Origin of the sequence: Algisphaera agarilytica (genome assembly GCF_014207595.1) — a bacterium.
Taxonomy (GTDB): domain Bacteria; phylum Planctomycetota; class Phycisphaerae; order Phycisphaerales; family Phycisphaeraceae; genus Algisphaera; species Algisphaera agarilytica.
Genome location: NZ_JACHGY010000001.1, coordinates 2,961,400 through 2,986,832 on the forward strand (window position 1 = coordinate 2,961,400; position 25,433 = coordinate 2,986,832).

Sequence of the window (25,433 nt, forward strand, 5' to 3'; positions counted from 1 at the left end):
GCATCATCTCGCGACTCAGGATGGCATCATCCCCGAAGATCAACCTGGACTTGCTCCAGCAACGCCGCATTCGCCGGCGGAAACGGGTACTCGTCTAACTCCTTCACCTCTACCCACGCCCAGTCGTCGACTTCGATGGCGGTGGGTTCCCCGGAGATCAATTCACAGTAGAACGGATGAAGCGTCACATGAGCGTGTTCGTACTGATGCGCGATGGGTGATAACGGCGTGGTGGGCTTCACTTCAATGCCGAGTTCTTCACGCAATTCACGGACGGCGCACTGTTGTGCCGACTCACCGGCCTCCAGTTTTCCCCCGGGGAACTCCCACAACCCGCCAAGCACGCCGTTCTTTGCGCGGCGGGAAATCAGCACTTGGTAAGCGCGTGTTTCGGGGTGGCGTCGACAAGTAATACCGATGGCAACATCAACGGAAAGGGGGGTGGATTTCTGGTTCATCATACGGGTCGAATCACATGAACTGGGTGTTTGGGTTGACGATGGATCAGACTATGTCTGCGGAAGAGAGCGATTCACCGAGACCGGCTCGCTTTTGGGGTGGCGACGCCTCAGGAGTTCGTGATCTTCTCGGTAATCTCATGTTTGTAAATGTTTTATATTAATATTGAAATCGCTGCCACCAACCGTTGACAGGTCGGGAACCGGGTCGATAGGATAGGGTTTCGGCTGAAGGAATACCCCCTTTGAAATGCCGTGGCGCGCCTCTGCTCACAGGTTCGGAGCCCTGTGGCGGAGGTTTTTTTTTGCCTGTTTCCAAGGCGATTTGCGATCTTCTCGCTGATTTTGAAAACGAATGGACAGGGCGAACCCGTGTTGGGCGCCAGGCAGCGCGGTCGAACGCTCGCTCTGTCTGCGACATTTAATCCACTAGTTTTGCACGAGTTATTAACCTTGGTGATTCGCCATTGGGTCTACAACTCCAAGTGGCGTCGGCCGATGTCTTGATTGAGCCAGAGCGATCGATTGGGCGGTCAAAATTATCCGAACAAAATCAGATCAAATCGCTTGACTTAGGTTTCTGTTCGGATACTCTAATATACGAACAAGACCCTTATTTGGAGTTCGCCATGCTTAGTGTCAGCCTGATTGAACGCACCCTGGAAACACGCGATTACGACCGAATCCTGCGGGATTTGGCGGACAACGGCATGGAAATCCCGCTGTCGCTCCGGCTCCGCTTGGGCCAAAGCCCCGTCGCCCCCATGGCGCTGGCCCTGCGGCGGCTGGTCGAACTGACTTACGGCCCAACCCAGCTCTCACGACAGCTCGTAGATCGCCTACTGGTCAGCCAGGGCCCCGAAGGCGGCTTTGCCGCCGACAGCGAGCACGACCGTGATCCGTTGGTGACCGCGGCGGTGTTGGCGGGGCTGGAGCGGGTTGCGGCAGACCACCCGGCCACGGCGGACGATGAGCTCTTAGCGGCTCTGGACCGGGGGTACGCCGCGTTGGCGGAGCTGCAGGACTGTGACGGCCTTTTTTCCTCGCCGTCGGATCGTAGCCTCGCGGATCGAGCGATGACCAGCGCCTTCATTCTGAGCCTGCTCGGGTCTGAAGCCCGCTTCCGGGGTGCGGTTCGGATGAGCGAGCTGTTTCGCTGGTTTGATATCCATGAGGGCCGGCTCGACCGCCATACCCAGCACCTCTGGGATCTGGCCAGCATTACCAGCTCCCACACCGAGGTAGAACCGCTCGTCTTCGCGGCATGATGGTGTGGGATCGTGCTGAAGGGGGGGATTGACGAACGGCTGGGCGGATGTGGGCGGCGGCACCGGGGTTGACGGCGGAGTGTGGAGTTTGCAGTTGTTTGGCTGGGGCCTGATAGTGCGTATCCGTGAATTTCCTGGCCCACCTGTATCTGGCCGACGACAGCCCCGCATCGATGATCGGGAACCTGTTGCCCGATCTGTACCGGGGTCGGCTGCCTGATGACCTTGACCCGGTCGTTTTGCGGGGGGTGAAGCGTCACCGCCAGGTGGATGTCTTGACCGACTCGCATCCCCTGTTCGAGCGGTCGCGGGCCCGGCTGCGGTCGAAGCACGGCCGATACTCCGGGATTCTGGTTGATGTGTTCTACGATCACGTGCTGTCCGTGCGGTGGGCGGAGTATCACTCTGAGCCGCTGCCGGACTTTATTGCCAGGGCGTACGAGCAGATTTTGTCCGAAGCGCATTTGATGCCGCCCGAGATGCGGGCGATCATGACCATGATGGCTCACGAGGACTGGCTGAGTAATTACGCAACCGTGGACGGCATCGCGCATACGCTGCGTCGCATGTCGGCGCGGTTGCGCGAGCGGTTCAACCGTGAGGTGGACCTGGCGTCGGCCGCCGTGGATCTGCGGGAGCAATACGACGGATTTGCCCAGGACTTCACGGGTTTCTTCCCGGAGTTGATGGCTGGCGTGGGCGTTGAGCCAAGGGGCCGCCGCGGGGGCCAGGCATGATGGATCGTGATTTGGATCGATTCGGGGGCCCACGCCAAGCGGGTTTCCTTGCGGCTGGACTCGCTTGCATCGCCATGGCCGGGGCGGCGCTCGGCCAAGGTGATCAACCTCAGCCCGAAGAGCCGATCGGTGTCGATGTCGTTCAAGCGGAAGAATCCGTCCTTGAGGACAGCTCGCCCGCCCAGCCGGCGTCGCTGAGCCTGTTCTTCGAGAACGACGGCACCTTTACCCGCCCCAATCACAACTCCGACCGCCACTACACCTCCGGCCAAGGCTTTGCCATCGCCCGTCACCAGAACGGTGGGGACGGGATCGCCGATGCATTGAGCCTGGACGCCGACGGCACCGCGTTCGGCCTCACCTTGGTGCAGCAGATCTACACCCCCGACAACATCAGCGTCTCCGTTCCCGACCCCGACGACCGTCCGTACGTCGGCTATCTCTACCTCGGGACCTATTGGCAGCGTCAACACGAGAACGTGTTCGATCATGTCGAACTCGACCTGGGCGTGGTCGGTCCCTCATCTCTGGCGGAGCAGACCCAGGAATGGATCCACGATCTGTTCGCGGAGGTCGATCCGAACTGGAATACCCAGCTGGGCGATGAGTTTGCGTACAACCTCACGCTCCGGCGAAAGTGGCGGTTCATGCTTTGGGAGGAAGGCGAAGCATCGCCGGGTGGTGGATACCAGCCCGAAGTCTGGGGGCTACAGCTCATCCCCGAGGTCGGCCTGGATGTGGGTAACGTCCACCGACGGATCAACGCGGGCGGCACCTTGCGTTTCGGCTTCAACCTTCCGGACGACTTCGGCCCGGCCCGTCTGATCGACCCCGGCAGCGCGACCGGTCAATCCGTGCAGGGGTTGAGCACGTACGCATTCGTCAGGGGTATCGGCCGCTACGTGGAGTGGAACACCTTCATCGAGGGCAGCAACGAGCGCAACCCCAGCCGTTCGGTGTCGCTGGAGCCCTGGGTCGGCGAGATCGGCGGCGGCTTCGCGGTCGATTGGCGGCACGGCAACTGGACCTTCGGCGCCGCCTACCAGCAGACCTATTTTTCCAGAGAATTTGAAGAACAGGTCACCGACGACGGCCTAGGCTCAATCGCGCTACGAGTGTTGTACGAGTTTTGACCCACCTCACAGCTTTTAACTTTTCCCAAGACGCCTCGGTCAGAACAGCGACCCCTGAGAGCTATCCGTAAGCTCTAGCGGGGGAGGGGCGGGCAGATCGAGCAGCGACATCAGGCGTCGGCAGCTCGCCGGGGCGTGGCCCGCGTAGTTGTTGCCGAAGTATCCGTAGATATTACGCACCGGGCTTTCGTCGCGCAGGAACGGCCGGAGCTGCCGCATCCACCAATCCAGTCTCGGGGTGGGATCTACGACCTCAGCGTTGTCGGTCGGGATCTGGTCGTGATGCCCCACCCATCGGATGAACAGGAAATCGCTGGTCACGATCAGCGGGCGCGGGGCGCGTTTGTCGCCTTGGTACGCCGCGTCATCCGGCGATACCCCCGAGACCGCCACGGTGGGCTGATCGACGGCCGCCCAAGCGATATTGCGTTCCCGGAAGAGCCGTACCGTGTCGTCTGACCACCACGAGTCGTGACGCAGCTCAATCGCAAAACGGATCCCTTGCCCCGCCTGGTCGAGCACATCCAGGAGTTTGATCAGGTCTTGACGCCGCACCGACACAAAGCTGGGCGGGAACTGCAGCAGCACGATGCCGAGCTTGTCGCCCAACTCACGCATCGTGTCGAGAAACTCACACATCAGGCTGAGCGTCAAGTCGGCCCCGACCAGCCCTTCGTGGGTGATGTTGCGCGGGGTCTTCACGCTGAACGTGAACCCGTCCGGCGTGACCTGGGCCCAACGCTCCACGCGGTCGCGGGGCGGCATCGCATGGAAGGTGGTGTCGATTTCGATCGTGTTGAACTGGCGGGCGTATCGCGCTAACCGATCCTCGGGCTTGGTCCCCGGCGGGTAGAAGCTTCCGGTCCAACCCGGGTAGGCGAAGCCGATGGTGCCGAGGTGGATCATGGCCGAATGATAGATCGCGGCTCGGACGGTGTCGCCCGGGGTGGGGTTATACTTGACCCGCTGTATCGGTTTGAGCGAACAACAACCGTTCGGAGCGTTGGCTTCGAGCCGTGATTGAGGGTGTGTGATTTGAATAATGATCCGGTTAGTCTGCGCGGACACCTGTTTCGGACCCGAGTGATCGCGTGGGTTGTGATCGTGGCGTTGGGGGTGTTGATCTACCTGTTGATCGATGGCGACGGGGCGTTGCCGGGCGCCAAGCCGATCAGCCAGGGCGAGCCCTGGGTGCCCGTGCAGGGGTACGAGCTCCGTTCTTTGGTGCTTGCGGACTACGACCGCGCGATGGCGTCCAACGATTTGATCCGCGTGGCCGAGATCAATGGGCAGTTGGCTCAGGAAGCGACCCTCCGCAGCAAAGCCGTGCTCGACGCCTGGATGACCTGGCGGCACCCCGAGACCGGGCTCTTCCCGCAGTCCGAAGACAAGCCGGAGTGGAACTACCGAAACACCGCCGCCGACTGCTTCGGCTTCCTCATCCACGCCGCGATGCACACCAGCGACGACGCTGCGCTGGCGCTGCTCAGTGAAACCATCCGCAAGGAAACGGCCCTCGCGGAAAAAGGTGCGCTCTGCCAACCCGCGAAGTACGACACCGCCAAGCCAATCTCCGAAGACCACGACGAGTTGCTCTTCGCCTCCAGCGAGTACGTCAAAGACGGCTTGATCAGTGTCTACGAACGTACCGGCGACGAGCAGGTCTACGACCGCATGACCGAGGTGCTCGACAACATCCTTGCCAACATGAAGCACGAGTCGGACTTCGGCCTGCTGCCGTCCACCCGCTCTGAACCCAACGGCAACATGCTGCAGATGTGTTCACGGCTGGCGTACCGGGAAGGCGGCGAGAAGTATGCCGACCTCGCGGGACGCTTGGCCGACGCGGTGGTCGCTCAGATGCTACCCGCCAACCACGGCCTGCCCGCGCACTACTTCGATTTCACCAGCAACAAGGTCATCGAGAGCAAAGCCATGCTCCGCGACCACGGCAACGAGTTGCCCGTCGGGCTGGCCGAGGCGTTTGCTTTGGCGGTGAGTCGGCTGGATGAACCGGAGTGGAAGGAACGCGCCGACCGCTGGGCCGAGCCGATGATGAACATGTTCGAGTTGATCTTCGCCCACGGCATCAACGAAGACGGGCTGATCGGTAACACCATCGACCCCGCGACCATGACGCTCAGCGACACGCGGCCCAGCGACAACTGGGGCTACATCTTCTGCGGCGTGTTGCTTTTTGCCGAGTCGGCCCGGACACACGGCGAACTAGGAACCGATCGGATCGATGCGCTTCTGGCAAAGCTTGATGGTGTGGTCGAAGCGGTGAGTCAAACCAACGGCCTGCCTTGGCAGGGCGGTAATTTCGACGGCTACGCCGACAGCCTGGAGAGCGCGTTGTACATGGCGGCGTACCGTCCGAGCACTGCGGCGATGATGTTGCCATGGGTCGATCGGCAGATCGACATGATGTACCAGGTGCAGGCGGCGGACGGTTTTGTGGGGCGGACGTATCTCGATGGCAACTTCATCCGTACGTCATTGATGTACGCCGACCAGAAGCAGGGCGGTTGGCGGTTAGAGCCGTGGAATCCCGGCACGCGTGTCGGGTATGCGAAGGATGAATCGACCGGCAAGGCAGTGTTGGTTGTGGCGACTGCGGATGGATACGAAGGCTCGCTGGTGCCGGACACCTCGCGTCATGCGGAGTTGCTTGGGCTTTCGTGGAATTGGCCGCGGCTGAATAGTTGGCCGGAGTGGAGTGATCGGAGCCGTACAACCCAGTCACGTTTTATTGAAGGCGGGGTTGTTCGCGATAGTTCAGAGTTGCCGCTAACGGGATATCGCTTGGATTTGAAGGCGGGGGAATCGTTGGTCGTTGAATTCACGCTCAAGCCAGAAGAAAACGCCGCAGGCGAGTGACCTGCGGCGTTTCGTAGATATTTGGTTGTCGAGCGTCGATCAGAGATCGACGGCTAAACGTCGAGCGTTTAGCGGACGATGCGGGCGCTGCCGCCGTCGGCGGTGCGGTTCAGCTCGGTGCGGTTGAGCTGGCTGGTGTCGCCGCGGGTGGACATGATGAGCGCGCCGTGGGCGACGCCGAGGTCGACGCAGCGTTGGGGCTCTTCGCCGGTGAGGAAGCCGAAGGTGAAGCCCGACGCGAAGCCGTCGCCGCCGCCGACGCGGTCTTCGATCTCGAGGCGGGGCATGTCCAGGCCCTGGTAGAACGTGCCGTCGTTCCACATGATGGCCGACCAGTCGTTGATCAGGGCGGTCTTCACGCTGCGGAGCGTGGTGCCGACGACCTTGATGTTGGGGAAGTCTTTGACGACCTGGTTGACCATGTTCTTGAACGCGCCGGTGTCGAGGTCGTCGGTCGATTCGATGTCAACGCCTTCGACGTGGTAGCCCAGGACTTTTTCGAAGTCTTCTTCGTTGCCGATGAGGCAGTCGATGTAGGGCACGAGGGGCTTGGTGGTGGCGATGGCTTCTTCGGAGGTCCACAGACGGCCGCGGAAGTTCAGGTCATACGACACGATGGTGCCGGCTTCGTGGGCGGCTTTCACCGCCTCGGCGACGACCTGGCGGGTGTTTTCCGAGAGGGCGGTGAAGATGCCGCCGGTGTGCAGCCAGCGGACGCCGCGGGTTTCGAAGAGGTGTTTCCAGTCGACTTCGCCGGGCTTGATGCCCGCGGTGGCGGAGTGGGCCCGGTCGTAGAGGGTGGCCGAGCCACGCTTCGATACGCCGACTTCGGTGAAGTTCAGGCCGACGCGGTCGGTGGTGCCGAAGCCGTCGTATTCGCGTTCAACAACGTTGGAAACATCAACGCCAGCCGAGCGGGCGTGGTTGCGGATGATGGCGCCCATGGGCGAGCTGTTGAGTCCACCGACCCAGCCGGTGCGGAGGCCGAGGCGGGTCAGGGCGTAGGCGACGTTGTACTCGCCGCCGCCGACGGAGACTTCGAGTTCCTTGGCGAACTCGATACGGCCGTGGCCGGGCGGCGAGAGGCGGATCATGCACTCGCCCAGGGAGACGAGGTCGAGTTCACACGAGTCGGCGGGTTTGACGTTGAGGCTCATAGCGATGGGGTCCTGAAAACGGGATGAAGAGGTCGGAGGTGTTGCCGGTAGTCCGAGCCGTTCACGTTCTATAGAAGAACGGGGCTGACGGACGCGGGGTTGGGGGGTGGAGCGTCACCGTCAGGAAGGTCGGGTTGGCAGCACGTCGGCCGATCACGTGATCGACCTGATCCTGCCGCACGTCCCTCCTGACACCACCACCGTGCCCGGGTCGTTTCCCAGGCGGTGAAACTTGCCTGGGGCGATCCGGGGTGGGGCCGACGACCTCCGTGCGGAGTCGAGTGCAGTAGTTTGCCACAGGAAAGCGGGGCGTCAAGGCCCGAAGCGCTAACCGGTCCTCAATGGTTGTGGCCGCTGTGATCGCCGTGGCCGTGGTGATCGTGGCCGTGGTGGTCATGGGGCTTGGCCAGCGGGGTGAAATCGAGCTCAGCGTCTTCGGGCAGGGGGCTGAGCTGGGTGGCGGTCCAGCCCTGGTCTTCGCCGCCCCAGGTGACCACAAACGTCACTTCGACCTTGTCGTCCACGGAAAATGAGCTCAGGTCCAGGTCATCCGCGACGGGGAACGGCATGGTCATGGTGTCCATCCCCACGGTTTTCCCCTGAGCATCCACAAAATCGGGGATGGCTTCGTGCTTCACGTTGAGGCTGGAAGCGGGGTTATCGGGGTACGGCAGGGTGGAGATGACCCCCCGAACCACGTAGGTCGTGGAGGTCGGCTCGGCCGAATCGACGGCTTCCGGGCCCGATTGGGGGCCACTGTCGGAGCATCCTGTGGAAAAAACCAGGCCGAGGCTGAGGGCGGGAAACGCGAGAAAACAAGCGGTTTTGCGGGGAATAAGCGGCATCGTGGGGCTCCGGGGGGAACGGTTTGGGGTGATGGTTCAGTGTAGTCCGATCCTTGAGTTGACGCGGCGAGTTAGATTTGCTTTAATACGCGTCGCTGGCAAGATTCTGCCGGGCGAAAGCCCTGGCCCAATGGTCTGCCCGGCCGGTAAAACATTCTTTAAAAAAGAGTTCAGAACTGGCCTTGACAGATCGAATCGCAACCGTATGATGCCTCGCCCATCACCGCACGGTGAACGGGAGTGGTACCTGCCCTCGGCAGAATGCCGAGCGGGTGATACGCCCGCCAAAGCCGATCTTTGACAAGTGAACAGTTGGGAAATCGCCGCGAGGATGTGCCCGCCTTCTCTCACCGCCACAGGTGTTGAAGGTGGGATAAATCTCCAATCAGCCGTGACACTTCACACGTCACGGTGGGGACACATTCTTGTGGATCGCCAAGGCACGACTTCACAGAGTGCCTTGGTTAAAGAAAGTGAGTAACCCCTAAAACCTCGGGCTCTTAGCCGACCCGAGGTCAACCCGAGCGAACCCTTGTGGATGGTTCGGGTTGTAGACCACTTCGATGACTGATCTTTTGATCGGGAAATCGAGGGACAGGTCAACCTTCATTGAAGACAACCGCCGACACTTTGAGGTCGGCTCGTCAACAAAACACAATCGAAGAGTTTGATCCTGGCTCAGATCGAACGCTGGCGGCATGGCTAAAACATGCAAGTCGAACGCGAAAGTACCTTCGGGTGCGAGTAGAGTGGCGAAAGGGCGAGTAACGCGTTTCTAACGTACCTCCAAGCCAGGGATAGCATCGAGAAATCGGTGGTAATACCTGATGACCCCGTAGTGTCGTATGGCACAGCGGGCAAAGGCTTGCTACTTGGAGATCGGGAAACGTCCTATCAGCTTGTTGGTGAGGTAATGGCTCACCAAGGCGAAGACGGGTAGCGGGTGTGAGAGCACGACCCGCCGCATCGGGACTGAGACACTGCCCGGACTCCTACGGGAGGCTGCAGTAACGAATATTCCGCAATGCGCGAAAGCGTGACGGAGCAATGCCGCGTGCAGGATGAAGCCCCTCGGGGTGTAAACTGCTGTCAGGGATTAGGAACACAATGACCAACCCCAAAGGAAGGACCGGCTAACTCTGTGCCAGCAGCCGCGGTAATACAGAGGGTCCAAGCGTTGATCGGAATCACTGGGCTTAAAGGGTTCGTAGGCGGATCTGTAAGTATGTTGTGAAATCCCACAGCTCAACTGTGGAATTGCTTCGTAGACTGCAGATCTTGAGCACGACAGGGGCCATCAGAACGATAGGTGGAGCGGTGAAATGCGTAGATATCTATCGGAATGCCAAAGGTGAAGACAGATGGCTGGGTCGTCGCTGACGCTCAGGAACGAAAGCATGGGTAGCGAACGGGATTAGATACCCCGGTAGTCCATGCCCTAAACGATGTGTACTAGTTCGAGGAGGTTTTGACGCCATCTCGGACGAAGCTAAAGTATTAAGTACACCGCCTGGGGAGTACGGTCGCAAGGCTAAAACTCAAAGGAATTGACGGGGACTCACACAAGCGGTGGAGCATGTGGCTTAATTCGAAGCAACGCGAAGAACCTTATCCTGGGTTTGACATGGACGGATTAGCTTTCCGAAAAGAAAGTAACACTCTTTGAGTGGAACGTTCACAGGTGCTGCATGGCTGTCGTCAGCTCGTGCTGTGAAGTGTCGGGTTAAGTCCCTTAACGAGCGAAACCCCTGTCGTTAGTTGCTACCAGGTAATGCTGAGGACTCTAACGAGACTGCCGGTGTCAAACCGGAGGAAGGTGGGGATGACGTCAAGTCCTCATGGCCTTTATGCCCAGGGCTGCACACGTGCTACAATGCGTTGGACAGAGCGAAGCGATACGGCAACGTGGAGCAAATCGCAGAAACCAACGCTCAGTTCGGATTGTGGTCTGCAACTCGACCACATGAAGTTGGAATCGCTAGTAATCGCGTATCATCAATGACGCGGTGAATAAGTTCCTGAGTCTTGTACACACCGCCCGTCACGTCATGGGAGCTGGTAGTGCCCGAAGTCGCATCAATTCAGGTGTGCCTACGGCAAGATCGGTGACTGGGACGAAGTCGTAACAAGGTAGCCGTAGGGGAACCTGCGGCTGGATCACCTCCTTTCTAAGGGATTTCCTTAGACGTGGAACGCAGAGACACGTCGTCACCAATTCCGGTGACGCATCAACCCTGTAGCGGAGCGATCCGCACCACGACTGTCAACACATCCTAGCCCAGCCTCGGCTGGATAGCGTCATGGCAACATGTCGCGAAGGCAATTTTCCCCAACTGTTCACTTGTCAGCGATCCGCTGAACAATGCAAAGCCAATCACAACCCCCCACCTTGTATGGGGTTGTTTTTTGTCACGATGCTTTCAATCAGCGGGATAGCGATGCGTACCGCCCGGCGGTATGCTCATTTCGTCTTTCGTTTCTATTTTCGGGAGCATATTCATGCATCGGCGTTTGGCATTTTCTTTTATCGCGGTCTTTGTTCCCGTTGCGTTCGCCCAGCCACCTACTCCTGGGCCAGATACGACCTTCTACGAAGCGCCTTTGGACGAGGAAGGTTACGTCGATTACGTCGCGGCGCTGAACGCCGAGTTCAACGACCCGCCGGTAAAGCCCGAAACCAACGCCTTTCTGGGTATTCTCAATCAGGTCGATACGACGGACTGGCCTGAGGGACATATCCCCGCGCTTTACTCGGCGCTCGGTGTCGAGCAGCCCAACGACGATCGACAGCTGTTCATCACCTTTATGGAGTACGCCGACGTTCGCGGCTTACCCCAAGCCCCACCATTCGATTGGGAGAACGCCGCGCCCGATGAGGAGCCCCCGCCGCCTCCGGCAGGTACCGCTGATGCGATGGAAGAGCGAGCTTACAGCAAACCCTGGACTGCAGAGGAACTGCCCGAGGTCGCGCGTTGGTTGGATTCGATAGAGGTTCCCCTCGACGCCATCGTCGAAGCAACCAAGCTCCCAACTTACTACGCCCCGCTTGTTCGGCCACATGAATACGCCACCATGATTGAAATCCTTCTGCCGCATCTGGGCACCCACCGCGCGATCGGAAGGTCTCTCAGTATGCGTGCCCGGATGAATCTAGCCGTGGGGAATCTCGACGCTGCCATCGACGACTGGGCCGCAATCAAGCGGCTAGGCCGTCTTCAAAAACAAGAACCATTTCTAATCTGCAATCTTGTGGGGATATCATTGCAGCCTCTCTCGCATGACCTGCTCGCTTTGATCCTGTCGCAGCCGGGAATCGAGGCGCAACACATCCAAGAAATGCGAGACATCATGAATCGCCTCCCTACCGGTGAGTCGATGGCTCGGGTGATTCAGAGATGCGAGCGTGTGATGCCACTCGACCTTCTAACTCGAGCGTCACGCGGACAGGTCGATGCGCTCGAGATGATCCAAGTCATGCAATCTTTAGTGTTGCGTAATGAGCCGGTTACCTATGCGGTCCGCGTTCCGGAGCCAGATCCACTCACAGGGTTAATCTCTGATCCGAAATTTGATTTAGACCGTGCTCTTAGACGGGGCAATGCCGCTTGGGTGGGGTGGTTTGGGGATGTGCCGGATGACTACCAAGCGTTTGCGGCTTCGGTGCAGCATATTGAAGCCGATATCCATCAACGTTCTGCCGCAGCCATGCAGCAAGCGCAAAGGCTGCTACAGATCGGAAAAACCGGGATACCGGAATCCGCTGATATTGGCTTAATCGTAGATCAAACTGCTGATCTGATACTCGCAATATGCACGCCTGGCTTTAGCGCCGCGATCCGTACTGAACGGCAATCCGATGCTCAGGCTTCGCTGGAACCTACCGCCTTGGCGTTAGAGAGATATCGACTCGACCGTGGTCAATACCCCCCGTTACTCCAGTCGCTGGTTCCCGATTACATCGAAGCCTTGCCCCCCGACATGTTCAGTAATAAATCGTTGCGTTACCGTCGCGATGGGGCGGGCTATATGCTTTATAGCGTGGGGACAAACTTAGTTGACGACGGTGGCATCCATGATTTTTCCGACGGGGACATTGTTTTACGTGTTCCGTGGTCACTAGAAAATTAAACGTATTTCAGGGTGCGTGGACCAGTCAGCTGACCTTGCCTAAGACCAGGTCTATCTCAGTTGTCTCGCTTACCTTGACGGTCGGGTTGGCTGGTAGATCACTAGGCAACTGATCGATTGCCTTCACGGACTAGCCGTAGCCATAAGCTGGGCGGAACTTAAAGCAAGGCCCCAACGAATACGCCATGGGGCCCCCTGTTTCGGGAAGCAAGCCCATGGCGTCACGTTGGGGATGGTTTAGTTAGGACCGTTGCGTTGGACCGTACCGAGTTTAATTAGCCTTCTTGCGGACCTTGGGCAGAGTAACTTCGGCCGGTGATACGGGGCGTTCTTCCAGGTGACGCACCCAGATGCTGCGGTACTGGACGGGGTCGCTGTGGTCCTGGATGCCGATGCTTACCTTTTCGGGGTGCGATTCGTAGTAGGGGCGGACCATCCACTTCGTGGTGCCCTCGAGTGTCCAGTTGTCCTGAACCAGGACGCCATTGAAAAACACGGTCATCGTTCCCGCCCGCGTCAGTTCGCCGTTCTCGTCGAAACGTGGGGCGCGAAAAACAATATCAAAGGTCTGCCACGCGTCGGTACCGCGGCTGGGGTCCACCAGCGGCGGGTTCTGGCCGTAGATCGCGCCGGCATCGCCGTCAGCGTAGACCTCGCCTTCAAAGACCTGGACCTCGTACCGCTCCATGATCTTGATGCCCGAGTTGCTTTTGATCTTCCCCTTGCGTTCGGGGACGCGCCACTCGACGTGCAATTGAATATCGCCAAATTTTTCTTTGGTGCGCAGCCACTTGCCACCCTTCGGCACCGAGAAATACCCGTCCGTGATCGGCCAGGGAACGCCCAAGCTTTCGAAGGCGGACAGGTCGGCGTTCGGATCGGTGCCGTCAAACAAGACGATGGCGTCCGAGGGGATCGGCGCGGGGGCTTGGAGCTCGGGGCCGGGATCGACGACCTTGGGGGCGGGGCGGTTGGGGTCGTGGACCGCCCAGGGGTGGGTTTCGTCAGGCGGAGCAGGCGTTGGTTTCTTTTTCGTTTCCGCTACAACAACACTGGCCAGGAGCAGGGACGTGGTCAAAGAGGCGGTAATGAATAGTGCTTTGGTTTTCATAGGTGAGACTCCAAAATGATCTAGCCGAAAGTTGTGTGCCCCGGCGTAGCCACGCCAGGGTTCCCGAACTCCATCCGCCATGCATTGTCACATGGTGGTTAAGCGTTCTCGGGAAATTAGAAGCTGTTGCCCATCGCGGCGTTGGTCTTGACTGTCTCGTTTTTCTTGAAGGTCGAGTTGGCCTGCAGCTCGCTGAGCAACTGGTCGAACGCCTCGCGGTCGGTCGGGAGGTTGACGGATTGGTTCTTGAGGCCGGCCATGAGCATGGCGTTGCCCAGCTCCAGGCCGTGGATCATCTCGGTGCCCGGGGCGATCAGGCCGTCTTGCCCGCTGCCGTCGAGGATCGTCTCGATAAAGTTGCGGGTGATGGATTCGTGTTGGCCATAGGGCGCCTTGGCCGGGACGATCGTGACCTCGGAGCACGGCACATCACCAAAACGCTCTTTCGAGGTCTGGGTGAAATCCGAGACCGGCTGGTCGGCCCGCAGAAAAACAACCTTTCCGCCCTCGCGTTCGTCTGCGACGATCGTGCCGTTGTCCCCGACGATCTCCAGGCGGTTGATGCCCGGCGACTGGCCGGTCGAGGTGATAAACGTGCCCGTCGCGCCGTTGGGGAACTCGAGCAGGGCGGTGACATCGTCCTCGACCTCGATATGGTGGTATTTGCCGAGGCTGACGTTGGCGCTGACCTTGGCGGGCATGCCGACAAACCATTGGAGCAGGTCCAGGTTGTGCGGGCACTGGTTGATCAGCACGCCGCCGCCTTCGCCCGCCCAGGTGGCACGCCACCCGCCCGAGTCGTAGTAGGCCTGGGTGCGGAACCAGGAGGTGATGGTCCACGAGACGCGGACGAGTTCGCCCAGCGAGCCGTCGCTGCACAGGCGTTTGATTTCTTTCCACGCGGGGCTGGTGCGCTGGTTGAACATGCCCGCGAAGATCAGGCCCGGGTGCTTGGCTTGGGCCTTCTCGTAAGCTTCGATGACCTCCTGTGCTTCCTTCGCGGTAACCGCGATCGGCTTCTCGCACAGCACGTGCACGCCCGCGTCGAACGCCTCCATCGCGTACCGCGGGTGGGCGAAGTGCGGGCAGGCGATCAGCACCGCGTCGATCAACCCCGAGCGGATCATCTCCGAGGCGTCGGCGAAGCCTTGCACGCCGTGCTTCTCCACGATCTCGTTGCGCTTCTCTTCGCTCAACTCCGAGGCCGCGGTGTAGTCCAGGCCATCGATGCCCTTGAAATAATCCTGGTGGGCCCCGGCCATCCCGCCGCCGGCACCGATCACACCTAGTCGTACTTTTTCCATGCTCTCAACCTTTGCTTGATTTGACAGAATCGCTCAACACCATACCAGCGTCGTGTTCTCCCGACAAACCCCACGCCGAATTCTATTCGTGGGTTTGGTCCCTGTTTTTTGCCGGGCCGCGCGACCGCTGATACGCTGTTGGGTTACGCCTGAGTTCGCTCTGCGGCTCACCGCACCCGTTTTGCCGCCCCCGGAATCGACCCGGCCCACCCCGGACCCCACCCGCCATGTTCAACGCCGTCCAGCCCGCTCCCCCCGACCCGATCCTCGGGCTCACCGAAGCCTTCCGCGCCGACCCCAACCCCGCCAAGATCAACCTGGCGGTGGGGGTGTTCAAGGACGCTGAAGGCAACACGCCGGTGCTCGCGTCGGTCAAGGCCGCCGAGCAGCGTCTGGTCGACGATGAAACCACCAAGAGCTACATGCCCATCGACGGCTCGCCCGCCTACGGCAAGCTCGTGCAAACCATGCTCTTCGGGGCCGATCACGACATTCTCGCCAACGCCCGTGCCCGCACCGCCAACACCCCCGGCGGAACCGGCGCCCTGCGTGTCGCCGCCGACTACCTCAGCCAGAACCACGCCGGGGCCACCCTCTGGCTGAGCAACCCGACCTGGGCGAACCACCACGGCATCTTCAACGCCGCGGGCGTCGAGACCCAGACCTACGCCTACCTCGACCCCAACACCAACGCCCTGGACTTCGACGGCGTGCTCGCTGCGATCCAGGACATCCCCGCAGGCGACGTCGTGCTCTTGCACGGCTGCTGCCACAACCCCACCGGCGTCGACCCCAGCCTGGAGCAATGGAAAGCGATCGCCTCGGCGGTCGCCGAACGCGGCATCCTGCCGATTGTCGATTTCGCCTATCAAGGCTTCGGCCAAGGGCTGGAAGAAGACGCCGCGGGACTCCGTGCCGTGGCCGCGGCGTGCGGCGAGTTTCTCGTGTGTTCGAGCTTCTCGAAGAACTTCGGCCTGTACCGCGAACGCGTCGGTGCTCTGACCCTCGTTGCCCAAGACAGCGACACCGCCGACACCGTGATCAGCCAGGTCAAGGCCGTGATCCGCCGCAACTACTCCAACCCGCCCGCTCACGGCGCTTCGGTGGTGACCACCATCATGTCCGACGACGCCCCTGGCGGACTCCGCAGCCAATGGGAAGCCGAGCTTGCCGCGATGCGCGACCGCATCAACGAGATGCGATCCGCCTTCAAGGCCGGCCTCGACGAACGCGGCGTCAACCTCACTCCCGAAGGCAACGACTTCGTCACCCAGCAGAACGGCATGTTCACCATGTCCGGCCTGAGCAAGGACCACGTTGCCGCCCTCCGCGAAAATCACGCGATCTACATCGTCGGCTCGGGCCGGATCAACGTCGCGGGCATGACGCCGACGAACCTGCCCGTGCTGTGCGACGCCATCGCCGACGTCATGCAGCCCGGCTGACCGCGAAGACACGAAGGGCGCGAAGCACAGCCGCCAAGGCCGTAGTTTGCGCCGTTGTGTTGATGTCCACCGTGTTTCACCGGACAATCCTTCTTCGTTTTTCCTTCGTGATCTTCGCGCCTTCGCGGTAAACCCCATGCACGACAACATCCCCGGCATCCTCGACGACTACCTCACCCGCATCAACCAGATGAAGGATTCGATGCGCGTCGATGAAAAAGCAGAAAAGCTCAAAGAGCTCGAAGGCAAGATGAACGCGCCGGACTTCTGGGACAACCAGGACACCGCCAACGCCGTCATCGACGAGCTCAAAACCATCAAGGCCCAGATCGAGCCGCTGCAGGAAGCCGCCGAGACGATCGAAGAAGCCCAGCTGCTTTGGGACATGGCAACCGAAGCCGACGACGAAGACAGCAAGAAGGAAGTCGACGAACAACTCGACGGCATCGGCGAAACGCTCGACCGCCTCGAAACCGCCGCGCTACTTTCGGGCAAATATGATCCCCGCAACTGCTACCTGACGATTCAGTCGGGTGCGGGCGGCACCGAGGCCGACGACTGGGCCGAGATGCTCATGCGGATGTATCTGTATCACTGCGAGAAGATGGACTGGGACGTCAGCGAGGTCTCCAAGACCCACGGCACCGAGGCTGGCATCAAGGAAGTCACGTTGTTTATCAAGGGCCCGATGGCTTACGGCTACCTCTCCGCCGAGGCCGGCACCCACCGCCTGGCTCGCGTCAGCCCGTTCAACGCCGAGGGCAAACGCCAGACCTCGTTCTCCGCGATCGAGGTCGTCCCCGAGTTCCCCGACACCGGCAAGGTCGAGCTCGACGACGCCAAACTCGAAACCACCCAGTTCGCCCGCTCCTCCGGCCCCGGCGGACAAAACGTCAACAAGGTCGCCTCCGCCATCCGCCTCGTCTACCACTACGACGCCCAAAACACCCTCACTGTGGTGTGTTCGGTGGAACGTAAAGCTGAGCAGAACAAGAAGCAGGCGATGTCGATTCTGAAGGGCAAAATCGAGTTGCTCGAAGAGCAGAAACGCCAGGCCGAGATGGACGCCGCGACCGGCGGCGGCGTCGACCGCGGCTGGGGCAGCCAGATCCGCAGCTACGTCTTCTACGACAACCGCGTCAAAGACCACCGCACCAACTTCGAAGTCGGCAACCCGCAATCTGTCCTTGATGGCAACTTGCAAGGTTTTATTGATGCCGAGTTGAAGCGTCGGGCCAAAGCGCAACAAGCGGCAAGTTGATTCTTTACCATCAATAGAGATGACGGGGAGATCGCATCGATTGAGTCGAGCCGGGATTTCGTGTGGCGGTACCCGATGACTAAATCAAATCTGCAGCCTGGATTATCCTCTCAATTATCAGCTGCTGAAGGCTGAAGCTCGCCACGATAAACCCATCCGGTGTCGTTGACGCGGAGGTCTAAGCCCCACGGGGCAAAGCCGCTGGCGTAGATGACGCGTTCCGTATCCCCGGGAAACGGAGAGGTCTGCACCGAACGGACGCGGGCCAACCACTCGGGCTGTGGCTGGTGTGTGGGGTCATGTATCTCGCGGATGGTGTACGAGGGGGTGCCATCTACGGCCTGTCGTCGTTCAAGGTAAAAGCCCTGTTTCGCCCAATGGACTTTTTTGTCGGCATGGCGATCCAATACGTGGCTCGTAGGGACTTCGGGGTGGGCAGCGATGTAATCGTCCTCAAACATCACTTCCAAGCCGATGATCGCCATCTGATCTTGATCCGCCAAAACGACCGGTTGGTAGTGTTGGGCCTGCGCATAGTGGATGTCCATCCCTAGCTGGTCTTTGAACAGTTTCTTGATATTGATCTCGGGTTCGATCACGTCACTCTTGGGGTTCAGACGAAATATCCGGTTCAGCGAGCCGAACAAGAGGAATTCGCCAGATCCCTCTTTATATTCTGAGGCTCCCAAGGCACGGAAGTGATCATACTTGACCCACCCTGGATGTAGGTCATCTCGGTAGTTCTGCACAAATTCGCTTGAAGCACGTTTCTCTAAGACGGTCTCCCATCGCGGCTCGGGGCCATCGGTGTGGCGTCGATACAGGATGCGTTGCGTGGCGGCGTAGAGCACGTCGTCGCAGACCGTGAACCCTATGACCCGTTGCTGGGCGGCGGGCTTGAATTCGGGTTCGCGGCTCCATCGAATCGATCCGCCATCGCGGGCGTCCCAGGTGCCGGAGTACACACCCGCCCCCGGGCCGATGCCGAGAAAGACCTTGTCGGCCCCCGTGACTTTGTCGCGGTGAAAGCCCATGCTGCGCACGCCCACCGCCCATTTCTCGGTATCCGATAAGCCGATGGTGTGCTCCACCCAAGCGTCGGTTTGATCGTCCTTCACGAACACGACCGCGGGGGTCTTGGCTCCGCGGACCCGTTGGCGGTTCACGCCCAGAAGGAGTACGGAGCGGGGCTCGATCGCGTCCCCGTTGCCATCGGTCCGGAAGGTGAAGGTTTGCAGGTAGGTCGTTCGCGTGTAGACCTCCGGTAGTTCGAAGTCGAGTTGCCATGATTGATCGAGGCCCTTCAAGGTGAAGACTTGGGTCGGCCGGTGATCGTTCTTCGCGTTCCATTGGCTGTTGCCCGCATAGAGTGCCCCCCGAAAAGCCGCCAACTCCATGACTTCGGTTCCGGTTAATCGGTGGCCCCCGTCATCGATCAGCGGCAGTTGGAGTGACCGTGTCCAGCGGAGCGCGGGGTCAACGGCCTTTCCCACGGGCCCGTCCGTCGTGTCGGGTTGCGGTTCATCGGTGATCGCTTCCCAGGCCAGGCTGCGGAAGCGATTGAAGGTGGGGGCGCGGTAGCGCTGGGTCTGCACCATAAAGATGCCGATCATGTTGTTTGGCCGATCGATCCAGAACTGGGTGCCGTTGGCGCCGCCCCAGGCGTAGCCGCCATCGCCATCCACAGACCCGCCCAAGCCATAACGCTCGCCGATGTCTGCCAATTGGTTGGTGAAGATATCGTCAACGGTTTTCTCCGACAGCACACGGACGCCGTTGAGTGTGCCGCCGTTCAAGAGCATTAGGCAGAATTTCTCGTAGTCCTCTGCGGTGCTGCACAGCCCCTGACCGCCCAAAAACAGCGTGGGCTTGCGGGTGAGTCGCGACGCTTCGCGTCCCCGCTTGAGTTCGCCCGGGGACGATTGCGTGTAGACCTGAGCAATCCGATCTGCCTTGTCTTCGGGAACCCAGAAATCGGTTTCGTCCATATGCAAAGGCGCGAGGACTCGCTCCCTAAACACTTCATCTAGCGGCTTACCCGCCACGACTTCGCAGTATCGCCCCAACACATCAATGCTGGTCCCGTAGCTGTACCCCGCGCCGGGGTGAAATTTCAGAGGGAAGGTGGCTAGAAGTTTGGAGTTGGCCTCGAGATCCGTTGGCCGGGAGCGGGGCTTGGGGTAGCCCGGGAGCGTTCCGTAGTACAGGCCGCTGCTGTGGCTCATCAGCATGCGTGGGGTGATCGCAGTGTGGGCAGGAACCAGTTCACCTTCGACCAGCACCTTCGGCTCCGCCCATTCCGGCAGGTGTTTGGCGATCGGCTCGTCCAGATCAAACTCGCCCGCTTCGTGCAGTACCAAGGCCGCGACGGTCACCACCGGCTTGCTCATGCTCTGCAGCCGGAAGATCGCGTCTCGCGGCATCTCCCGTTCTCCTTCGAGGTCCTGCCAGCCAAACGCTTCGAAGTAGCCTCGCGTTCCTCCCCGGTGCAGCAATCCCACGACTCCAGCTACCTCGCGATCTTCGACGGCGGCCCCCATCGCCGCATCCAACTCAGCAAGCACGTCCCGGGCCAGCCCCGCCGGGCTCTTCCCCAGCTCCGGCTGATCGCCGCCACCTTCAGTCGATTCGGGGGTGGTGCCATCCCCGTCGTCTCCCCGATCTTCGTTCCTTGCTCTGAGTTGTTGTGATTCCTCTCGGGAGATGAGGTTATTGCCGTCCCGGTCTAGCCGGCCGAACAAATTGGGGTAGGGCAGCTCCTCCCGGGTTAGCACCCCGTCATGATTCTGATCAAACCGATCAAATCTCGAATCCGCTCCCTGACCGAGAGCAGGTGTTAGGCAAGCAGCCAAGAAAGGTAGAGCAAAGCAGAGGGTTTTTCTGGTCATGGCACCCGCATAACGATGTTGCTGCGGATGTATTGCCGCCGGCTCCGGATAGGCCTTCTACGACAATCGCACGAAAAACCAGCTGGCCATATGGGGGCCTGCACCCCAAAAAGAGACATAACTAAGGGCGATTGGTACGGGTGTGCCTAGTGTCGAATACCAGCCGCCACCACGCCGCTACCCTCCTTGATCGTGACCACGCCGGTCTCTTTGTCGAGCTGGAACGGGCAGGTGTTGCACTGGATGCGCTTGTCGGTGGCGGGGGTGTCTTTGAGGCGGGGGTCTTCTTCGCCGCTGGCGAGGGTGGGTTGGTCGTCCGCGTCGAGGCGCTTTTTGAGCAGGTCGAGGATGAGGGTGTCGATGCCCAGGGGTTCGGCGACCTGGTAGGTCGTGCCGGGGAACTCGGCGGCGGCCTGGCTGGTGAGGCTGGGGATGTCACGGGTCCAGTGCTTGCCGCGGGCCAGGAAGAAGGGCAGGATCACGATGTGGTTGGCGCCGCGCTCGACACAGCTGCCGTAGGCCGCGGCGATGTCGGGCATGGCCAATTCCATGTGGGCGGGCTCGACGATGTCGCAGTCGTCGGCGAAACGCTCGGCGAAGAGCTTGGCGACTTCCTTGAGGCTGTCGTTGGAGGCTTGGCGGCGGCTGCCGTGGTCGCAGATGATGACGCCGGTGGTGCGGGGGGTGGTTTCGGGGGTGTTCATAGGCGTAGTTTAGCTCGGGGGTTGGCGGCGGGCAGGCAACTTGAAGAGCGGGCTGAACAGTGGTCGCTCGTTGCGGGGTGGGACGGCGGCTGAACGCGGTTAATCTCAATGTTTCCGGGGCCTTGGGCCGATAAATCTAAGACCAAGCGTGCGCCCACGTTGCGCGATCATTACCTATGCCCGATCTCACTCCCCCAGCTTCGACCAAGACGACCTCCTGGACCGCGGTCTGGCAGTTGCCGGTGCTGCTGGTCGGGATGGTGCTGCTGGGCGTGGGGCTGTATCTGGCCAAGCCGCGTTACACCCCGCCGGACTTCCACGGCATGCTGGACACGGTCGACCAGTACCTCGAGGCGGACAACCCTGAAGAAGCCCGGATCCGGATGGACACGCTGGTCGAAGAGGGGATCGAAACCCAAAACGATCTGACGCGCGGCCGGTACTACCAGTACCTGGGTGACCACGACTGGCTGGTGTACAGCGACCTGTATCCCGTGCCCGTCGACACGCCCGAGTCGGCGGTGCAGCTGCGGAAGGTGGTCGAGGCGTACGAGACCGCGGAAGGCTTCGGCCGAACGCTGGACGGCCTGTCGATGCAGCGCTGGGCCGAGACGCTGGTGCTGCGTGGACAGGAAGACGACGCCCTGGCGATCGTCGACCGCATGGAAGCCAAAGACGCGGCGATGCGATACAGCCTGATCCGTCGGCTGATCGAGAAGCACCGCTCGGACGGCGACCCCGAAGCCTTCGCCCGCATGCTCGACCGCTTCGAGCGCACCCTCCGCGACGAAAGCGACAAGAAAGAACAACTCAAGCAGCGGCAGTGGGTCGCCCAGCTCCGTGCCCGGCACTACCTGGATGTCGAAGACCCGCAGCGGGCGATCGACTACATCAACCGCGAGATGCAGCGGCTGCGGGCCGCGGGTGCGGACGATGCGCCGGATCTGCTGGTGCTGCTGGGGCAGGCGTATCAGAAGATCGCGGACTTCGACAACGCCCGCCGCCTGTACGCGGTGTCGCAGCAGATGATCCAAGATGGCAACCCGCTGAACGGCCGGATCCTGGTCGGCTTGGCGCAGATCGAGCTGGCGGTGGGGGGCGAAGGGTTTGAAGACCGCGCCCACACGCTGTTCGGCCGTGCGGCGAAAGAGCATCCGATGGGCGAGGCGTACATCGATGCGTTGATCGGCCGGGCTCACGTCGAGGCGATGATGGGCCGGGTCACCGATTCGGTGGACCACTTCCGTTTGGCGATCGCTCAGATGCTTGATGTGACGCCTGCCTGGGACCCGCGTCGCAAAGAGGTGACCGAAAAGATTGCGTCGCACGTGGATCGCTCGATCGATCTGGAGCAGTACGACGACGCATTGGACTACATCTCCCTGCTGCTGCCGATGTACGACGGTGGCAAGGCGTTGCCCGCGGAGTCGTTGTTCCAGTTTGCGGAGATCCACGAGAAGATCGGCGAGGCGCGGATGACGCGGGCCGAGTCGATGGACCCGCTGACCTGGGCCGGGCCGGGCGATCCCCCAATCAAGGCACGCCGGAACGCCTATCAGGAAGCGGCCCACCATTACGGCCAGTCGGCGGAGTACTTCAAGCGTCATGCCGACACCGTGACCGTGATTGACGACGAGGCCCACGGCGAATCGCTGTGGTCAGCCGGGCAGAACTACGACCTGGCTCAGCGCTGGCCGGACGCGATCGACATCTACGCCGAGTACGTGACCACCCGCCCCGGCGACGGCGAGCAGCTCAAGGCCCGCCACCACCTCGCCAAGGCGTACATGGCCGATCGCCAGTACGAATCGGCGGTGGGCATCTTCAAAGACCTCATCGACGAAAACCCGCAGAGCAACTGGGCGTATTCCTCGCTGGTGCCCATGGCCCGCTGCTACACCGCGATGGGGCAATCCGATGCGGCGGTGCGGGTGTTGCTTTCCATCGTGGACGGCCACCCGGGCATCCGCCCCGAGTCCGACACCTACCGCGAAGCGCTGGTCGATCTGGCCCGGACCTACTACCTCCAAGGCCAGGACGACCCGGTGTACTTCGTGAGCGCCATCGAACGCCTCGACACCGCGGTCGAACGCTACGGCAACACGCACGACGGCCCAGTCCTCCGCTACATGCTCGGCGACAGTCTGCGTCGCTCGTCGCGTGACCTGGCGGAGCAGGCGCAGAACGCACGCAGCGAACGCCAAAGGCTCGCGTTCCAGGCCGAGCGCAACGAACGCTTGCGGAATGCGGAGATGTACTACGACCAGGTCATCACCGAGCTCGAGGCCCGGTTCGCGGCGGCCCGGTCCGACCTCGAGAACCTCTATCTGCGTAACGCCTACTTCTACAAGGCGGATTGCTCGTACGATCGCCAGGACTACACCGTGGCGATCGACCGCTACCGCGAAGCGGCCCAGCGCTGGAGCGATCACCCGTCTTCGCTGGTCGCCCAGGTGCAGATGGTCAACGCGTATTGCGAGCTCCAGGAATTCCAGCAGGCCTATGTCGCCAACCAGAACGCGCTGTGGCAGCTCAGCCAGATGGAAGACGAGGTCTTCGATAGCCCGGACATGCCGATGACCAGGCAGCACTGGGAAGATTGGCTGCGGTGGTCGAGTGAGCTGAAGCTGCTCGACAAGCAGAGCGCCTCGGCCCAGTGACGTTGCGGCCTTGGGCCGTTACGCTATGGGCTAGATGTAATTCCTTCCGTGGAGGTTTGAGATGATTGGATTCCGGCGTTTTCGTGTGCTTTTGTGTGGGCTGGTCGCGGTGTTTGCGTTGACCTTGTCTGCGGATGGGGCGGGGCAGAGCTTCAATTTGGACATCGGGGCGGCATTTCTGGGTGAAGCGCCCGATCCGACTTACGCCGGTGGCGGGGCGGCGGGCTATTGGAATCTGATTGATCTGGGAGCCCAGGGGGACGCGCAGGAAGTCGAGTTGCGTGATTTGTCGGGCAACGAGACCTTTGTCACGGCGATTCCTGAGGGCAACCCTGGTGATTTGCGTGGGGAACTCGGGCGATCCTTGTCGGGGCGTGTGGATAGCGAGGCGCGTTTGATGGGGGACTACTTTTTCGGAGTTCGTGAGTTGCAGTTGGTGGGGCTGCAATCGGGAATCTATGAAGTCACGGTGTTCTCGGCCGGCACCGGGGGCGAGCCGTATCCGGGGGTGATCGAGGTGGCGGGTGCGACGTCTGCTCTGATTCAATTGGGGGGTATATATCGAACCTCGCTCGTCCTGGGCCAGACCCACGGCTCGGCGTTGGTTGAAGTGGGCGATACCCAAACCCTGAGCATATTCCCGGATTCAGCCACCGATTGATCGATTCACGGGGCGCAGGTGAATCTTGTTCCGGAGCCTGGGGTTGGGGGATTGCTCTGTCTGGGGCTGGTTGGCTTGTCTCGGCGGGGGCGTCGGGTTCGGGTCTGAGGTGTGATTGCGGGCGGGCACAAGATATTGGGGTTCCCGGGGTGGACCGCGCAAGTTTCGCCTAGTGCAGGTGTTGGCCGCGCAAAAACTAACGTCCGGCAGACCCTTAGTCCGATACCCCCGATAACCACACGTGGGGCAGGATGCCCTGTGTTTAAGAAAGAAGGTCAGGATGACCCCACCTCCCGCGAGTCTTTCGGATGCCGTTCAATCGGACGGGCAGGCCGACCAACTCATCGAGATGCTGACGCAGCAGCGCGACTTGTATAAGTCGCTCGAAGCGCTCAGTGGCAAGCAGCAGGAAATCATCGCTCAGGGGCAGGCCGAGCAGTTGCTTGGTGTGTTGTCTGAGCGGCAAGTGATTGTCGATCGGTTGACGCAGATCAATCAAGACCTGTCGCCGTTGCGGGGGCGGATGTCGGAGATCGCCGAGGCGTCGACCGAGGCGAAGCGTCAGCTGCTGCGTTCGCTGGTGGACGAGGTGCAGGCGATGCTCGAGTCGATCATCCAGCGGGACGAACAGGACCGCCAATCCCTAGAGGCGTCCAAGGCGCAGGTCGGGCAGGAGCTGGCCAAGGTCAAGACGGCCCCGGCGGCGATCAACGCGTACAAGGCCAACGCCTATGGCGGCGGGGCGGCGGGTGCGTCGCCCACGGCTCGGTTCACGGACTCTAGCGGTTGAGGC

Annotated in this window: 19 protein-coding genes and 1 rRNA gene; 12 read left to right on the forward strand and 8 right to left on the reverse strand. The window is 60.9% G+C overall.

The window, feature by feature from the left end:
* Nucleotides 1-26 precede the first annotated feature (26 nt).
* Nucleotides 27-458 carry an 8-oxo-dGTP diphosphatase MutT gene (mutT, locus tag HNQ40_RS12760; protein ID WP_184678209.1) on the reverse strand — a complete coding sequence of 144 codons (432 nt, stop codon included), beginning with the start codon at nt 456-458 and terminating at the stop codon, nt 27-29.
* Between the two features lie 629 nt (nt 459-1,087).
* Here mutT and HNQ40_RS12765 point away from each other — a divergent pair.
* From HNQ40_RS12765 to HNQ40_RS12775, 3 genes are all read left to right on the forward strand, one after another.
* Nucleotides 1,088-1,726, forward strand: coding sequence for a hypothetical protein (locus HNQ40_RS12765; protein WP_184678210.1), 639 nt, complete (start codon nt 1,088-1,090; stop codon nt 1,724-1,726).
* Nucleotides 1,727-1,851: 125 nt separating this feature from the next.
* Entirely contained in the window at nt 1,852-2,463 is a 612-nt protein-coding gene (locus tag HNQ40_RS12770; RefSeq protein ID WP_184678211.1) for an acyl carrier protein phosphodiesterase, read from the forward strand.
* Nucleotides 2,460-3,596: a lipid A-modifier LpxR family protein gene (locus HNQ40_RS12775; RefSeq protein WP_184678212.1), complete on the forward strand. Its 1,137-nt coding sequence runs from the start codon at nt 2,460-2,462 to the stop codon at nt 3,594-3,596. Before HNQ40_RS12770 ends, HNQ40_RS12775 begins: the two co-directional genes overlap by 4 nt.
* Before the next feature lie 39 nt (nt 3,597-3,635).
* Here the strand turns inward: HNQ40_RS12775 and HNQ40_RS12780 are convergent, their stop codons facing one another.
* A complete protein-coding gene (locus HNQ40_RS12780; RefSeq protein WP_184678213.1) occupies nt 3,636-4,502 on the reverse strand; it encodes a DUF72 domain-containing protein in 867 nt (288 codons plus the stop codon).
* Between the two features lie 129 nt (nt 4,503-4,631).
* On the opposite strand from HNQ40_RS12780, the gene HNQ40_RS12785 reads away from it, so the two are divergent.
* Entirely contained in the window at nt 4,632-6,476 is a 1,845-nt protein-coding gene (locus HNQ40_RS12785; RefSeq protein WP_184678214.1) for a hypothetical protein, read from the forward strand.
* A gap of 68 nt (nt 6,477-6,544) precedes the next feature.
* On the opposite strand, the gene HNQ40_RS12790 is transcribed toward HNQ40_RS12785, so the two are convergent.
* Together HNQ40_RS12790 and HNQ40_RS12795 are read right to left on the reverse strand one after the other, a co-directional pair.
* Nucleotides 6,545-7,633, reverse strand: coding sequence for a sugar kinase (locus tag HNQ40_RS12790; protein ID WP_184678215.1), 1,089 nt, complete (start codon nt 7,631-7,633; stop codon nt 6,545-6,547).
* A 338-nt stretch (nt 7,634-7,971) separates the two neighbouring features.
* Nucleotides 7,972-8,478: a copper-binding protein gene (locus HNQ40_RS12795; RefSeq protein WP_184678216.1), complete on the reverse strand. Its 507-nt coding sequence runs from the start codon at nt 8,476-8,478 to the stop codon at nt 7,972-7,974.
* 655 nt (nt 8,479-9,133) lie between these two features.
* Between HNQ40_RS12795 and HNQ40_RS12800 the strand changes: the two genes are divergently transcribed.
* Both HNQ40_RS12800 and HNQ40_RS12805 read left to right on the forward strand, forming a co-directional pair.
* Nucleotides 9,134-10,646: ribosomal RNA gene (locus tag HNQ40_RS12800) — 16S ribosomal RNA — on the forward strand.
* A 289-nt stretch (nt 10,647-10,935) separates the two neighbouring features.
* The gene (locus HNQ40_RS12805; RefSeq protein ID WP_184678217.1) at nt 10,936-12,606 is read left to right on the forward strand and encodes a type IV pilin protein; all 1,671 of its coding nucleotides are present in this window, start codon (nt 10,936-10,938) and stop codon (nt 12,604-12,606) included.
* A gap of 271 nt (nt 12,607-12,877) precedes the next feature.
* Here HNQ40_RS12805 and HNQ40_RS12810 read toward each other — a convergent pair whose 3' ends face one another.
* Together HNQ40_RS12810 and HNQ40_RS12815 are read right to left on the reverse strand one after the other, a co-directional pair.
* Nucleotides 12,878-13,717, reverse strand: a complete 840-nt coding sequence (locus tag HNQ40_RS12810) for a 3-keto-disaccharide hydrolase (RefSeq protein ID WP_184678218.1) — start codon at nt 13,715-13,717, stop codon at nt 12,878-12,880.
* A gap of 116 nt (nt 13,718-13,833) precedes the next feature.
* Nucleotides 13,834-15,021: a Gfo/Idh/MocA family protein gene (locus HNQ40_RS12815; RefSeq protein ID WP_184678219.1), complete on the reverse strand. Its 1,188-nt coding sequence runs from the start codon at nt 15,019-15,021 to the stop codon at nt 13,834-13,836.
* 227 nt (nt 15,022-15,248) lie between these two features.
* On the opposite strand from HNQ40_RS12815, the gene HNQ40_RS12820 reads away from it, so the two are divergent.
* Complete coding sequence (locus tag HNQ40_RS12820; protein WP_184678220.1) at nt 15,249-16,466, forward strand: amino acid aminotransferase; 1,218 nt, start codon at nt 15,249-15,251, stop codon at nt 16,464-16,466.
* Nucleotides 16,467-16,602: 136 nt separating this feature from the next.
* On the forward strand, nt 16,603-17,727 hold the full coding sequence (gene prfB, locus HNQ40_RS12825; protein WP_184678221.1) for a peptide chain release factor 2: 1,125 nt from the start codon (nt 16,603-16,605) through the stop codon (nt 17,725-17,727).
* Between the two features lie 110 nt (nt 17,728-17,837).
* Here the strand turns inward: prfB and HNQ40_RS12830 are convergent, their stop codons facing one another.
* Nucleotides 17,838-20,615 carry a serine hydrolase domain-containing protein gene (locus HNQ40_RS12830; RefSeq protein WP_221435524.1) on the reverse strand — a complete coding sequence of 926 codons (2,778 nt, stop codon included), beginning with the start codon at nt 20,613-20,615 and terminating at the stop codon, nt 17,838-17,840.
* A 146-nt stretch (nt 20,616-20,761) separates the two neighbouring features.
* Nucleotides 20,762-21,319 (reverse strand): CbiX/SirB N-terminal domain-containing protein, encoded by a 558-nt coding sequence (locus HNQ40_RS12835; protein WP_184678223.1) that lies wholly within the window; start codon nt 21,317-21,319, stop codon nt 20,762-20,764.
* Nucleotides 21,320-21,495: 176 nt separating this feature from the next.
* Between HNQ40_RS12835 and HNQ40_RS12840 the strand changes: the two genes are divergently transcribed.
* The 4 genes from HNQ40_RS12840 to HNQ40_RS12855 all read left to right on the forward strand — a co-directional run bounded on the left by HNQ40_RS12840 (nt 21,496) and on the right by HNQ40_RS12855 (nt 25,430).
* Nucleotides 21,496-23,979, forward strand: a complete 2,484-nt coding sequence (locus HNQ40_RS12840) for a tetratricopeptide repeat protein (protein ID WP_184678224.1) — start codon at nt 21,496-21,498, stop codon at nt 23,977-23,979.
* 61 nt (nt 23,980-24,040) lie between these two features.
* On the forward strand, nt 24,041-24,640 hold the full coding sequence (locus HNQ40_RS12845; RefSeq protein WP_184678225.1) for a hypothetical protein: 600 nt from the start codon (nt 24,041-24,043) through the stop codon (nt 24,638-24,640).
* An 18-nt stretch (nt 24,641-24,658) separates the two neighbouring features.
* Entirely contained in the window at nt 24,659-24,748 is a 90-nt protein-coding gene (locus tag HNQ40_RS18735; protein WP_184678226.1) for a PEP-CTERM sorting domain-containing protein, read from the forward strand.
* A 172-nt stretch (nt 24,749-24,920) separates the two neighbouring features.
* On the forward strand, nt 24,921-25,430 hold the full coding sequence (locus tag HNQ40_RS12855) for a flagellar protein FlgN (protein WP_184678227.1): 510 nt from the start codon (nt 24,921-24,923) through the stop codon (nt 25,428-25,430).
* Nucleotides 25,431-25,433: the final 3 nt, after the last annotated feature.